We start from the raw sequence: 13223 nt of genomic DNA on the forward strand, positions 1-13223 counted from the left end.
CAATGAAATTCGAACGCGTCAAACTATCCAACTTCAAGTGCTACGACGATGCTGACCTGCGACTGGACAACGGCGTGACCGTCATCCACGGGCTCAACGGGAGCGGGAAGTCCTCCCTGCTTGAGGCCTGTTTCTTCGCGCTGTACGGCTCGAAAGCGCTGGACGAAAACCTCGGTGACGTGGTCACCATCGGGGCCGACGACTGTACTGTCGAACTGTGGTTTTCCCACGCCGGCGGCGACTACCACCTCACGCGCCGGGTCCGCGCGACCGGAGCGCAGCCGACAACGGCGAAATGCGTTCTGGAGACGCCCGAAGGGAACTACGAAGGCGCGCGCGATGTGCGCCGACGCGTTACGGAACTCTTGCGGATGGACAGCGAGGCGTTCGTCAACTGCGCTTACGTCCGTCAGGGCGAGGTGAACAAACTCATCAACGCCTCCCCCGGCGACCGGCAGGATATGCTCGACGACCTCCTGCAACTGGGGAAACTGGAGGCGTACCGGGAGCGGGCCAGCGACGCCCGTGTCGGCGTCGGCCGCGTGCGCGATGACAAACAGGGGGCACTCTCACAACTCGACGAGCAGATTCAGGAGAAAGAGGAGAAAGAGCTCCACGAGCGCCTGAACAGTTTGGAAACGCAGGAATCCAATCTGCAGGACGAGATCGAGCACATCGAGGACCAGAAGGCCACCGCTGAGGAGACGCTCACCCAGGCCGAGTCCGTCCTCGAAGAGTACGAAGAGAAACGCGACGAACTGTCGACCCTCGAAGCCGATATCGAGAACCTCGAAGCTACCATCACCGAGACGGAGACGGAACGAACCGAGCTCAAAGAGCAGATCAGCGACCTGCAGGACCACCGGGAGTCGCTACGGGAGGAGCTCTCGGAAACGGTGGCCGAAACAGACCTCGACAGCGCAGAGCCGGACCCGGACACCGTCGACGCGCGACTCGACGAACTGCAGTCCCGCGACGACGAACTACAGAACCGAATCGAGGACCAGCGCGTGGACGCGAAGGAACACAGCAGCACCGCCGACGCGCTGGCCGAGAGCGCCACCGACCTCGAATCGCGGGCCGAGGACAAGCGCGAGGAGGCCGACGAGCTCGAATCCGATCTCGAAGCGGCGCGGGAGACCATCGCCGAGCGCCGCGAACAGATCAGCGACATCGATGACCAGACCGCTGACCTCGAAGCCGAGTTCGAGGATGGGCCGACCAGCCGCGAGGAGGCACAGTCGTACAAGGAATCCGTCGCCAGTGACCTCGAAGAGGCCCGGAAGCGGGTAACCGAACTGGAGACGAAGCTAAAGAACGAGCGGGAGTCACTCGAAGAAGCCGAGGCGCTGCTGGAGGCCGGCAAGTGCCCCGAATGCGGGCAGGACGTGGCCGAGTCGCCCCACGTCGACTCCATCGAGGACGACCGCGAGCGGATATCGGAGCTGGAGGCCACGCTTACCGACGCCCGCGAGGACGTCGAAGCCCTAGAGTCGAAACACGAGACGGCGAAAGCGCTGGTCGAGACTGCCGACGAGCTATCGACGCTCGAAAACAACCGCTCGAATATCGTCCAACTCGTCGAGGAGAAGGAGAACGGGCTGGACGCGGATCAGGAGCGCATCGAGACGCTCCGCAAGGAAGCAGCGGACCACGAGTCCGAGGCCGAGACGAAACGCGAGAAGGCGGCCGAGGCCCGCGAACAGGCCGAGGACTGCCGTTCGGTCGTCGCCGAATGCAACCAGGAGCGCCAGCAGGTCAAGCAGTCAATCGAGCATCTGGAGCGGGTCGAAGACCTCCTTGGGAACATCGACGACTGCGACGACGACATCGAGCGCCTGCGCGAGAAGCGCAGTCAGCAAGCCGAACTGAACGACCAGCGCCGCGAACAGCTCGCGGAGAAACGCGAGCGCAAGCAGGACCTGGCTGAGTCGTTCGACGAGGACCGTATCGAAGAAGCGAGAAGTGAGAAGCAGCGCGCGAAAAAGTACATCGAGCAGGCCGAGGAAGCACTGGCGGAGAAACGCGAAAAGCGCGACGAACTCCAGAACGCCATCGGCGGCGTCACAAACGAGATCGAGGAGCTGGAGTCGCTACGGGAGCGCCGCGAGGACCTCGAAGCGACCCTAGAGAAACTCGAAACGCTGTACGAGGAGACAGAGGAACTACAGGAAATGTACGGCACACTTCGGGCGGAACTGCGCCAGCGCAACGTCGAAACGCTCGAACGGATGCTCAATCAGACGTTCGATCTGGTGTATCAGAACGACTCGTACTCCCACATCGAACTCGACGGGCAGTACCAGCTGACGGTGTATCAAAAGGACGGCGAGCCGCTGGAGCCCGAACAGCTCTCCGGCGGCGAGCGGGCGCTGTTCAACCTCAGCCTGCGATGTGCCATCTACCGGTTGCTCGCGGAGGGTATCGAAGGCGCAGCGCCGATGCCGCCGCTCATCCTCGACGAGCCGACGGTGTTTCTGGACTCGGGCCACGTCACGCAACTGCTTGACCTCGTGGAGTACATGCGCGACGAGGTCGGCGTCGAGCAGATTCTGGTGGTCAGCCACGACGAAGAACTGGTCGGTGCGGCGGACGACCTCGTCCGCGTTGAGAAAGACGCCACGACCAACCGCTCACGGGTCGAGCAGGTCGAAGCAACGGTCGCGGAACTGGCCTGAACGCAGTCACGACGCTGAGCTGGCCTCAGTCGCGGAGATGAGCCAGTCCATCGCTGGCAGTCTCAGTTGTGTCGTAGCCTCGCTGGCCGTGGACCGTCGCCTCTGTAAGCAGGCCGGCGGCGCGGAACTCGGCCAGCAGGCCATGCAGGTCACTCTCACAGAGGTCGTAGGCCGAAAGCAGCTCTGCCACGGAGACCGGCCCACGCTCGTCGAGTTCCACGAGCAGGCCAAGTGCCTGGTCGTCGTGGGCCGCTGTGAGGACGCGACGAGCGGCGTCGGGAACCGCTGCGGCGGCCGTGGCCAGCGGTGACTCACCCTCGATGGGTTCGAGATCGGCGTTCGGGACGTGGCGCTGTTCGCCGGTTTCGGGGTCCCGGACCAGACTCGACTCGGTGGACTCCTTCAGCAGTAAGTAACGCGTGCCGTCGTTGTCCCGCACAGTACGCATATGGCCGTCCGTAGCTGATCGGGCCGGTTAGCCGTTGTGGTCGCCTGACTCCGCGCTGTCAGGCTGGGTATCCGTTGTCTCGGCTGTTTCGCCCTCGTCGTCGTCCGATTTGCGCTCCCGCTCGAACTTCACGTACCGAAACGTGCCGTAGCCGAAGGCGATGACGCCCACGAGGAAGATACGAATCCCGAGGTCGACCTGCCCCTCGAAGTAGGCCAGCATCGGCCCGAGCGAGAGGGCCAGCAGCGCGACGTTGAACACGATAACGAGCCTGACGAACAGGCCCGTGGCCTCGCCGTCGTAATCGCTGTCTGACGGCGAGGGTACGTCCGGGCCGAGGCTCTCCGGATCGAACTCAGCGGGTTCGTGCTCGCTCTTTTCGGAGAGAACCCCCGGGCTCTGGTTGGGGTCGTCCTCGCCGGGGATATCCATCACAGGCGCATTACGTCGTCCGGCAAATAAAAGGACTCTGTGTCAGGCGATCTCCTGTAAGGTGAGCGCCGTATCGGTCTGCAGCCACGCGAGAGGGTTCTCGGCGTCGTAAAACACTGTCCCCTCCTCGGTCTCGTAGGTCTCGGTCGTCTGGATGGCGTCCGGGAGCGCCGGCTCCGACCGCAGTTCTTCGGACCTATCCGCCTCGCCGTGGGGGGATGCGTGGTGCGACATTGGCCGTCAAACTTGGGTATGGTACTCGATGGCATATACTTTCTGCCTGTGGCAATACCCCGTCGACCGCCGGTGTTTTTATGCGGCATCTCGAAACAAGGCCAAGAATGAGTGACGGGACCCAGGGCACGCTGGGGGACTTCGAGCAAGATGCGGATGAGGATCGCCCGGTCGCCGACGAAGCGGCGGCCATCGCGGGCAACGGTGGGAGCGACGACGGTGACACGAGCGTCGTCGACCTCGACGAGCGCCAGTTCCCGCCGGTCGAGGAGACCGTCGAGTTCGTCGTCACGCAGGTCGATTACACCATCGAAGGGCAGGGCGACGACGAGTTCCCGGTCGTCCACGTCTTCGGGCGCACCGACGACAACGAACCGATACACGCGCGGGTCTTCGATTTCAAGCCGTACTTCTACGCACCGACCGACAGCGTCACCGAGGACGAGCTCCGCCAGTACGACAGCATCACCGACTGGGAAGCGGCCGACGAGGACGGCGAGCCCTACGAGTCGATTCGCGGTGAGCGCCTGACGAAGATATTCGGACGGACGCCCCGCGACGTGGGGCAAATCCGCGACGACTTCGACCACTACGAGGCGGACATCCTCTTTCCGAACCGCCTGCTCATCGACAAGGACATCACGAGCGGCGTTCGCGTCCCCGCCCGCGAACTCGACGACGGCAGCCTGAAAGTCCATCACGAGGAGATAACGCCGGTCGAAGCCCACGCCGACCCGCGGGTCAACACCTTCGACATCGAGGTCGACGACCGCCACGGCTTCCCCGAGGACGGCGAGGAGCCCATCATCTGTCTCACTTCTCACGACTCCTACCGCGACGAGTATGTCGTCTGGCTGTACGAGTCCCCCGACGGCATCGACGGCCCCGAGGCGCTGGCCGGCTACGAGCCGATTCGGGAAGATTTCGAGGCCGACGTTCGGGTTTTCGACGAGGAGGAGGCCATGCTGGAGGCCTTTGTCGACTACATCGTCGACACGGACCCTGACGTGCTGACTGGCTGGAACTTCGACGACTTCGACGCGCCGTACTTCCTCGACCGGCTGGAGGAACTCCAGAGCTACAACCACGACTTCGACCTCCAGATAGACCGACTCTCGCGGGTCGACGAGGTCTGGCGTTCGGGCTGGGGTGGCCCCGATATCAAAGGCCGTGTCGTCTTCGACCTCCTCTATGCCTACAAGCGAACGCAGTTCACTGAACTCGAATCCTACCGGCTTGACGCCGTCGGCGAGCAGGAACTCGGCGTCGGCAAGGAACGCTACACTGGCGACATCGGTGACCTCTGGGAGCAGGACCCCGAGCAGTTGCTGGAGTACAACCTCCGGGACGTGGAGCTCTGTGTCGAACTCGACCGCGAGCAGGACATCATCGACTTCTGGGACGAGGTCCGCACCTTCGTCGGCTGCAAACTGGAGGACGCGACGACGCCCGGCGACGCAGTGGATATGTACGTCCTCCACAAGCTCCACGGCGAGTTCGCGCTCCCCTCGAAAGGCCAACAGGAGAGCGAGGACTACGAGGGCGGGGCCGTGTTCGACCCCATCACCGGCGTTCGTGAAAATGTCACGGTTCTAGACTTGAAATCATTGTACCCGATGTGCATGGTGACGACTAACGCCAGCCCGGAGACAAAGGTCGACCCCGATGCCTACGACGGCGACACCTACCGCGCGCCCAACGGCACCCACTTCCGGAAAGAACCGGACGGCGTCATCCGGGAGATGGTCGACGAACTCCTGTCAGAACGAGAGGAAAAGAAGACCAAGCGAAATGAATTCGATCCCGAAAACCCGGAGTATGGGCGCTTAGACCGCCAGCAAGCGGCAGTTAAGGTGATAATGAACTCGTTATACGGCGTTTTGGGATGGGATCGCTTCCGCCTCTACGACAAGGAGATGGGAGCCGCCGTTACCGCCACCGGTCGCGAGGTCATCGACTACACCGACGAAGTCGTTGCCGACGAGGGGTACGAGGTCGTCTACGGCGACACCGACTCCGTCATGCTCCAGCTTGGCGATGTGGGTCCCAACGACGTAGAAGGCGACGTCGAAATCACCGACGAGATGCGCGAGAAGCACCCCGAAATGGGTGACGACGAACTCGAACTCATCGCCACGACCATTCAGAAAGGGTTCGAACTGGAGAAGACGATCAACGCCTCCTACGACGAGTTCGCGATTGAGCAGCTCAACGCCGAGTTCCACCGCTTCGAGATCGAGTTCGAGAAGCTCTACCGGCGGTTCTTCCAGGCGGGGAAAAAGAAGCGATACGCGGGCAACATCGTCTGGAAGGAGGGCAAGCACGTCGACGACATCGACATCACCGGCTTCGAGTACCAGCGCTCGGATATCGCCCCCATCACCAAACGGGTCCAGAAAGAGGTCATCGACCGCATCGTCCGCGGTGAGGATGCCGAGTCCATCAAGCAGTATGTCAGCGACGTCATCGAGGATTATCAGGACGGCAACGTCAACTACGACGACGTGGGTATTCCCGGTGGCATCGGGAAGAAACTCGACAACTACGACACCGACACCGCGCAGGTCCGGGGCGCGAAGTACGCCAACCTCCTGCTGGGGACGAATTTCCAGAGCGGCTCCAAGCCCAAGCGGCTGTACCTCGACCGCGTCCACTCGGACTTCTTCCAGCGCATCGAGGAAGAAGAGGGACTGGACCCACAGCGGGACCCGCTGTACGGCGAATTCCGACGGGACCCCGACGTCATCTGCTTCGAGTACGCGGACCAGATCCCGGAAGAGTTCGAAATCGACTGGGACAAGATGCTCGATAAGACGCTGAAAGGCCCGATTGCTCGGATTCTGGAAGCCATGGATATCTCTTGGGAGGAGGTCAAGTCCGGTCAGGAACAGACGGGACTCGGGAGCTTCATGTAACCCACAGAATACGGGCAATTACCTCTACGGGAAATATTGTTTCCATATGCAGAAGTTGAGTTCACAGCAATGCGAAAGCTTCATGGGTGAAACGTACCTTCTTTCGGTTGACCTAAGAGATACCTATGGCTAAACTCGAAATCAACAATCTCCACGCAGAAGTCGCAGAAGAGGACGGTGAGACGATTCTCCGCGGTGTCGACCTCGAAGTCGAGTCCGGTGAGATCCACGCGCTGATGGGTCCCAACGGCTCGGGGAAGTCGACGACGGCGAAGATCATCGCCGGCCATCCCGCCTACGAAGTAACTGACGGGGAAGTGCTCATCCACCTCGACGAGAACGAGTTCGGTGACGAGGCAATCCCGGAGGACCTCCGCACCTGGAACCTGCTTGACCTCGAACCGAACGAGCGCGCCGCGCTCGGCATCTTCCTCGGCTTCCAGTACCCGGCCGAGATCGAGGGCGTCACGATGGTGAACTTCCTCCGCACCGCGCTCAACGCCAAGCTCGAAGAGCGCGAGGAACTCTTCGAGGATGACGACGAAGAAGCGGAAGCCGACGCAGAGGGCGGCGACACCAACGAGGACGCCGCCGGCTACGACACCTCCCCGATGGAAGGCAACGTCGAAGAGGGCGAAATCGGCGTCGCCGAGTTCCAGGAGATCCTCCAGGAGAAGATGGAGCAGCTAGATATGGATGAGAAGTTCGCGTCCCGGTATCTCAACGCCGGCTTCTCGGGCGGCGAGAAGAAGCAAAACGAAGTCCTTCAGGCCGCAATCCTCGAGCCCTCCGTTGCCGTGCTCGACGAGATCGACTCCGGGCTGGACATCGACCGACTGCAGGACGTCTCCAACGGCATCAACGCGCTCCGTGACGAGCAGGGCGCGGGCATCCTCCAGATCACCCACTACCAGCGCATCCTCGACTACGTCGAACCCGACCACGTCCACGTAATGCTCGACGGCCAGATCGCCACCTCCGGCGGTGCCGAACTCGCCGAAAAGCTCGAAGACGAAGGGTACGACTGGGTCCGAGAGGAAGCCTACGAGGCCGCGTAACGCCCTTCCGTACACAGCGATAACATTACACACACTATGAGTTCAGATCAAGACCACCTCAAAGAGACCGACACCGAGAAGCGCTTCGAGTTCAAGAAAGAGGAGAAGTCCGCCTTCGAAGCCGAGAAGGGCCTCACGGAGGAGACCATCCGGGTCATCTCCGAAGACAAGGACGAGCCCGAGTGGATGCTCGAACGCCGCCTGCGCGCGCTCGAGCAGTACCAGGAAATGCCGATGCCGACCGGCTGGCCGGGCGCACCCGACCTCTCCGAGGTCGACGTGGACGAGATCGTCCCGTACATTCGCCCCGACATCGAGACACGCGGCGGCGTCGACGACTGGAACGATCTCCCCGAAGAGATTCAGGACACCTTCGACAAACTGGGCATCCCGGAAGCCGAGAAGAACGCCCTCTCGGGCGTCGGCGCGCAGTACGAGTCCGAGATCGTCTACCAGAACATGCAGGAGCGCTGGGAGGACAAGGGCGTCATCTTCTGTGACATGGACAAGGCCGTCCAGGAGCACGAAGACATCCTCAAAGAGTACTTCATGACCAAGGCCGTGCCGCCGAGCGACAACAAGTTCGCGGCGCTGCACGGTGCCATCTGGTCCGGCGGGTCGTTCGTCTACGTCCCCGAGGACACCACGGTCGACATGCCGGTCCAGGCGTACTTCCGCATGAACTCCGACGGCATGGGCCAGTTCGAGCACACGCTCATCATCGCCGAGGAGAACTCCGAGGTCCACTACATCGAGGGCTGTTCCGCCCCGAAGTACTCCGAGTTCAACCTCCACTCCGGCGGCGTCGAAGTGTTCGTCAAGGAGAACGCGCACGTCCAGTACTCGACGGTGCAGAACTGGTCGAAGAACACGTACAACCTCAACACCAAGCGCGCCATCTGCGAGGCCGACGGCACGATGGAGTGGGTCTCGGGCAGCATGGGCTCGAAGGCCACGATGCTGTACCCCTCCACCGTTCTCAAGGGTCCCGGCGCGACGGACAACCACATCACCATCGCCTTCGCCGGCGAGGGCCAGGACATCGACACGGGCGCGAAGGTCTACCACAACGCGCCTGATACGAAATCCACCATCGAGTCCAAGTCCATCAGCAAGGACGGCGGCCGCACGAACTACCGTGGCCTCGTCCACATCGCCGACGGAGCCGAGGACTCCTCGACCTCCGTCGAGTGTGACGCCCTGATGTTCGACAACGAGTCCACGTCGGACACGATGCCGTACATGGAGATCAAGGAGTCCAAAGTCGACGTCGCCCACGAGGCGACCGTCGGCAAGATCGGCGACGAGGACGTCTTCTACCTCCAGTCCCGCGGACTGGACGACGACGACGCGAAGCAGATGATCGTCGCCGGCTTCATCGAGCCGATCACGGAGGAACTGCCGATTGAGTACGCCGTTGAGCTGAACCGCCTCATTGAGCTTGAGATGGAGGGGTCGCTCGGATAACCATGAGTACGCAGGTACACGCCAATCTCACAGAGACCCAGGTGGAACAGATTTCAGACGACCTCGGCGAGCCCGAGTGGCTGCTCGAGACGCGAAAGGACGCGCTCGCAGCGCTCGAAGAGCTCGACATGCCGGACGTCATCCGGACGCCGGGTCGCACCTGGACGAACCTCGACGCGCTCGAATATGAGTCGCTGGTCGACCCGCTCGACTACGCCCAGGACAAGGACCGCGTCGACGCAGAGGGCGTCGAAGTGCTGTCCTGGAGCGAGGCGCTCGACGAGCACGCGGACCTCGTCAAGGACCACTTCGGCAGCGTCGTCGACCCGCAGCGGGACTATCTCACTGCGCTGTCGACGGCCCTGTTCTCGGCTGGAACAGTCGTCTACGTCCCTGAGGGCGTCGACGCCGAGGACGTGAAGATCCGGACGACGATGAACAGCCAGTCGCTGTTCAACTACACGCTCGTCCTCGCCGAGGAATCCTCGTCGGTGACGATTCTCGAACGTCAGGGGACCGGCGAGACGACCGACGCTGACCAGTACTACTCCGGCATCGTCGAGGTCGTCGCCGAGGAGAACGCCTACGTCCAGTACGGCGCGCTCCAGAACCTCTCGGAGGAAACCTACAACTTCCAGGTCAAGCGCGGCCACGCCGACACCTACGCCACGGTCAACTGGATCGACGGCAACATCGGCTCCCGCCTGACCAAGTCCAACGTCGAGACCCGACTGCTCGGCGACTCCTCGGAGTCCCAGATTCTCGGGGCCTTCTTCGGCCACGAGGACCAGCACTTCGACATCGCGTCGCGTGTCTGGCACGAGGCCGAACACACCATCGCCGACCTCGTCACCCGCGGCGTCCTCGACGACGACGCCCGTTCGGTGTACGAGGGCGTTCAGGACGTCGGTCGCGAGGCCTGGGACACGTCGTCGTACCAGCGTGAGAACACGCTCATGCTCTCTGACGACTCCGAGGCCGACGCGTCGCCGAAGCTCATCATCAACAACCACGACACCGAGGCCTCCCACTCCGCGACGGTCGGGCAGGTCGACGAAGAGGACATGTTCTACATGACCTCCCGCGGTGTCGACCCTGAGCGAGCGAAGAACATGCTCGTCGAAGGGTTCTACGTCCCCGTGCTCGAAGAAGTGCAGGTCGACGAACTCCGCGAGGACCTCGACCAGCTGATTTACGAGCGTCTTCGTGAGTAGCCGGTAGGCTACGAACGAAGTCTCGGGAGAGCTTTGCTCACCCGGTGTCTGCACGAGTAACGCGAGCACAGGCTCGCGGGAACTCTGTTCCCGCGGCGTCTTCGTGAATAGCCCGTAGGGCTGTAAACGCGGGCTCATCAGAGCGTTGCTTGATGTCGTCTACGCTCATTTCATTCGCGCCGGTATCGTGGCGGTCCGCCTGATACGAGTGCTCGGCAGGCGGAGATTGAGAACGTCCCCTACCGGAGTGAAACGCGGGCTCGACGACAGGGAACCGCTTAAGTCCGGGCCTCCCCGAACTACGTGTATGACTGCAGCACAGTGCCGAGTGGGGGTGTTGCCGTGAGTCTCACACAGCCGGTCGCATCCGACCATCAGCTCGCCCGGTTGCTACAGATCGGTATCGTCCTCGAAGAGGTCGTCGAGGCACGGTCGGCCAAGCATGCCGAGGAAACGAGCGGAGAGCACGAACAGGCGGTGCTCGACCTCCTCGCGCACGCCGAGACGGAGTCGGCCGAGCACCGCCGGCAACTGGAGGCGCTCATCGACGACCTCGAAGCGGACACCGTCCCGTTCGAGGAAATCGAGATGCTAGTCGAGGCCCAGTACGAGGCCGACAAGGACTTCGACGGCGTGCTGTACGACCAACTCTGTAACGAGGAGACGGCGTACAAGTTCTACGACGACCTCATCGAAGCCATCGAGGCGTCCGACGTGACATTCACCATCGACCGCGAGCGGCTGCTTGCCGTGCTGTCGGATATCCGCGAGGACGAAGCAGAGGGTGTCGAAGACGTGACCGACCTGATGGAGGACTATCAATGAACACGCAGGCCCAGTATCTGAAAGCGATCTATCTCACGCAACAGCAAGAAGACGGTCCGGCATCCACCGGCGACGTGGCCGACATGCTCGATGTCAGTCCGGCCAGCGCCAACGAGATGATCGGCAAACTCGAAAACCGAGGGCTGCTGAACCACGAGAAGTACAAGGGCGTCGACCTCACCGACGACGGCATCGCACAGGCTCGCGAGGCGCTCCAGAACTACTGCATCATCGAGCGGTTCCTCATCGAAGTGCTAGAGGTCGAGGAGTTCCAGGCCGAGGCAAAACAACTGGAGGGCGTCATCGACGAAACGGTCGCTGATCGCCTCGATACGATTATCGACCGCGAACCGCAGTGTCCGGACTGTTTCGACCCCGAGGGTGACGTCTGTGGCCTGCTCGAAGTCGAGGCCGAAGTCACCAGCGACTGACCGCCCGCTCTCGAAGCGTTCAAGTGCGTTCCGTCGATTATTCCGAACGCGGTAAGTGCAGTCCCGTGGTGGTGAGCAGAACCGGACGGTTCTGCGAGGTACGCGGGACGAGCGAAGCGAAGTCCCGTGGTGTAGTGGCCAATCATAAGGGCCTTTGGAGCCCTTGACGGCGGTTCGAATCCGCCCGGGACTACTTTTGTCGCGAGCAACACCGCGAGCGACAAATATGTTCAGCGGATTCAAAGCAGGGAGTGGAGCAACGCGGAGCGACCGCGGTTCGAATCCGCCCGAAGTACCCTACGACATGAGCACGAACAGCGCCCGCATTCCTGTCCGACGCGCAAGCGAGTGGACAGGATAGCTACAGGCCGGTCGAGGTCACAATTCGCGGTGTCCTCGCATGAATAGCCCAACGGGTGTCACAAATTCTGACACTGAACTGTAGATTTATGATGTTCCGTGCCAACTAGTGGCATATGAAAATCAGGGAGGCAGTGCCGTCGGATCGGCCGGCTATCCGTGACGTGGCGCGTCGCTCACTAGAGGCGTCGTATTCGCTGGGGCCGAAGGCGATTACGAGCGCTATCGAGGAGTGGTACGACGAAGCGCGCATCGAGGAAGTGCTGGACGACGATAGTAATCGGTTGATTCTCGTCGGTGAGCAGGACGGGCAGGTGGTCGGCCTCTCCGAGAGCGTCCTGTCGGGCGACAGTATCGGGACGATTCTCTGGCTGCACGTCGACCCGGCATACCGCGGCGAGGGGATTGGGTCAGCGTTGTTCGACGAGACCCACGGGGAACTCCATGACCGGGGTGCCGAGACACTCCAGGGGCGCGTGCTGGCCGACAACGTCGAGGGCAACAGCTTCTACGAGGACCGCGGCTTCGAACGCGCCGGCACGGGTGAAGTCGACATCGCCGGACGAACCTACGTCGAGAACCTCTACACCGACGCCGACGAACTCGGTCGCGAACCCGTAACTGACGACGGTCGGACGGTCTACGTCGACCACAACAACCACGAGTCAGGGTCGATGGCGCCGTTCCATGTGGTCCACGTCACAGAGGAGGGCAGCGACCGCTACGGCTACTACTGCAGTAACTGCGAGACGCTGGCGAACGCGATGGACTCGATGGGGCGCATCGAATGTGACAACTGCGGGAACGTTCGCAAGCCGATGCGCTGGGACGCCGCCTACCTGTAATTACGGGGGCGACTGGTCTCCCGAGCGCTGTGACGATTCCTGCCTGTTCGCCGGGACCAGTATCAGCTTGTAGTACAGTCCGAACAGACACAGGGCGATACCGACGCCGACGAGTACGTCAGTCACTGCGTGTTCGTTTATCGCGTGGGTAACGATCGACACATCGCCGACGGGCGTGTGGAGTGGCTGGAGAGGCATATGTACTGATTTATCTATTAGCTGTAAAAAGCCGGACTAATGTTCTCAGCCGTTGAGAACCAGTCGTCGGCAGTCACCCGACAGCGACCCAACTCGACACGGAGTCGGGGCCAGGGAT

The 13223-nt window shown here is 62.0% G+C and carries 12 protein-coding genes and 1 tRNA gene; 9 read left to right on the forward strand and 4 right to left on the reverse strand.

The features are described 5' to 3' along the window. Positions 1–2 precede the first annotated feature (2 nt). Complete coding sequence (gene rad50, locus Har1131_RS06000) at positions 3–2678, forward strand: DNA double-strand break repair ATPase Rad50 (protein ID WP_151145485.1); 2676 nt, start codon at positions 3–5, stop codon at positions 2676–2678. 25 nt (positions 2679–2703) lie between these two features. Here the strand turns inward: rad50 and Har1131_RS06005 are convergent, their stop codons facing one another. From Har1131_RS06005 to Har1131_RS06015, 3 genes are read right to left on the reverse strand one after another with little or no spacing between them, the layout of a single operon-like run. Next, positions 2704–3126 (reverse strand): hypothetical protein, encoded by a 423-nt coding sequence (locus Har1131_RS06005; protein ID WP_050036933.1) that lies wholly within the window; start codon positions 3124–3126, stop codon positions 2704–2706. A 27-nt stretch (positions 3127–3153) separates the two neighbouring features. Then, on the reverse strand, positions 3154–3558 hold the full coding sequence (locus Har1131_RS06010; RefSeq protein ID WP_044951976.1) for a hypothetical protein: 405 nt from the start codon (positions 3556–3558) through the stop codon (positions 3154–3156). A 42-nt stretch (positions 3559–3600) separates the two neighbouring features. Continuing rightward, the gene (locus Har1131_RS06015; RefSeq protein ID WP_004517169.1) at positions 3601–3792 is read right to left on the reverse strand and encodes a hypothetical protein; all 192 of its coding nucleotides are present in this window, start codon (positions 3790–3792) and stop codon (positions 3601–3603) included. Between the two features lie 107 nt (positions 3793–3899). Here Har1131_RS06015 and Har1131_RS06020 point away from each other — a divergent pair, with 107 nt between their 5' ends. From Har1131_RS06020 to Har1131_RS06055, 8 genes are all read left to right on the forward strand, one after another. Then, entirely contained in the window at positions 3900–6707 is a 2808-nt protein-coding gene (locus Har1131_RS06020; RefSeq protein ID WP_151145489.1) for a DNA-directed DNA polymerase, read from the forward strand. 125 nt (positions 6708–6832) lie between these two features. Then, positions 6833–7765, forward strand: a complete 933-nt coding sequence (locus Har1131_RS06025; protein ID WP_014041049.1) for an ABC transporter ATP-binding protein — start codon at positions 6833–6835, stop codon at positions 7763–7765. 36 nt (positions 7766–7801) lie between these two features. Next, complete coding sequence (sufB, locus tag Har1131_RS06030; protein ID WP_064288868.1) at positions 7802–9232, forward strand: Fe-S cluster assembly protein SufB; 1431 nt, start codon at positions 7802–7804, stop codon at positions 9230–9232. A gap of 2 nt (positions 9233–9234) precedes the next feature. Further along, a complete protein-coding gene (gene sufD / locus Har1131_RS06035) occupies positions 9235–10446 on the forward strand; it encodes a Fe-S cluster assembly protein SufD (RefSeq protein ID WP_151145492.1) in 1212 nt (403 codons plus the stop codon). 342 nt (positions 10447–10788) lie between these two features. After that, positions 10789–11271, forward strand: a complete 483-nt coding sequence (locus Har1131_RS06040) for a hypothetical protein (protein WP_008312442.1) — start codon at positions 10789–10791, stop codon at positions 11269–11271. Then, the gene (locus Har1131_RS06045) at positions 11268–11702 is read left to right on the forward strand and encodes a metal-dependent transcriptional regulator (protein ID WP_014041045.1); all 435 of its coding nucleotides are present in this window, start codon (positions 11268–11270) and stop codon (positions 11700–11702) included. Before Har1131_RS06040 ends, Har1131_RS06045 begins: the two co-directional genes overlap by 4 nt. Positions 11703–11822: 120 nt before the next feature. Beyond that, positions 11823–11895, forward strand: a tRNA-Gln gene (locus tag Har1131_RS06050). Positions 11896–12178: 283 nt separating this feature from the next. After that, entirely contained in the window at positions 12179–12907 is a 729-nt protein-coding gene (locus Har1131_RS06055) for a GNAT family N-acetyltransferase (protein ID WP_014041044.1), read from the forward strand. Here Har1131_RS06055 and Har1131_RS06060 read toward each other — a convergent pair whose 3' ends face one another. Then, positions 12908–13105: a hypothetical protein gene (locus tag Har1131_RS06060; protein WP_008312456.1), complete on the reverse strand. Its 198-nt coding sequence runs from the start codon at positions 13103–13105 to the stop codon at positions 12908–12910. Positions 13106–13223: the final 118 nt, after the last annotated feature.

Source organism: Haloarcula sp. CBA1131, assembly GCF_008728975.1.
GTDB classification, from domain to species: Archaea; Halobacteriota; Halobacteria; order Halobacteriales; family Haloarculaceae; genus Haloarcula; species Haloarcula hispanica.

Coding starts and splice junctions, on each gene's coding strand:
- Har1131_RS06005 (WP_050036933.1), bottom strand. CDS start 3,126: ATGCGTACTGTGCGGGACAACGACGGCACGCGTTACTTACTGCTGAAG.
- Har1131_RS06045 (WP_014041045.1), top strand. CDS start 11,268: ATGAACACGCAGGCCCAGTATCTGAAAGCGATCTATCTCACGCAACAG.
- Har1131_RS06055 (WP_014041044.1), top strand. CDS start 12,179: ATGAAAATCAGGGAGGCAGTGCCGTCGGATCGGCCGGCTATCCGTGAC.
- Har1131_RS06010 (WP_044951976.1), bottom strand. CDS start 3,558: ATGGATATCCCCGGCGAGGACGACCCCAACCAGAGCCCGGGGGTTCTC.
- sufB (WP_064288868.1), top strand. CDS start 7,802: ATGAGTTCAGATCAAGACCACCTCAAAGAGACCGACACCGAGAAGCGC.
- sufD (WP_151145492.1), top strand. CDS start 9,235: ATGAGTACGCAGGTACACGCCAATCTCACAGAGACCCAGGTGGAACAG.
- Har1131_RS06060 (WP_008312456.1), bottom strand. CDS start 13,105: ATGCCTCTCCAGCCACTCCACACGCCCGTCGGCGATGTGTCGATCGTT.
- Har1131_RS06015 (WP_004517169.1), bottom strand. CDS start 3,792: ATGTCGCACCACGCATCCCCCCACGGCGAGGCGGATAGGTCCGAAGAA.
- Har1131_RS06020 (WP_151145489.1), top strand. CDS start 3,900: ATGAGTGACGGGACCCAGGGCACGCTGGGGGACTTCGAGCAAGATGCG.
- Har1131_RS06025 (WP_014041049.1), top strand. CDS start 6,833: ATGGCTAAACTCGAAATCAACAATCTCCACGCAGAAGTCGCAGAAGAG.
- rad50 (WP_151145485.1), top strand. CDS start 3: ATGAAATTCGAACGCGTCAAACTATCCAACTTCAAGTGCTACGACGAT.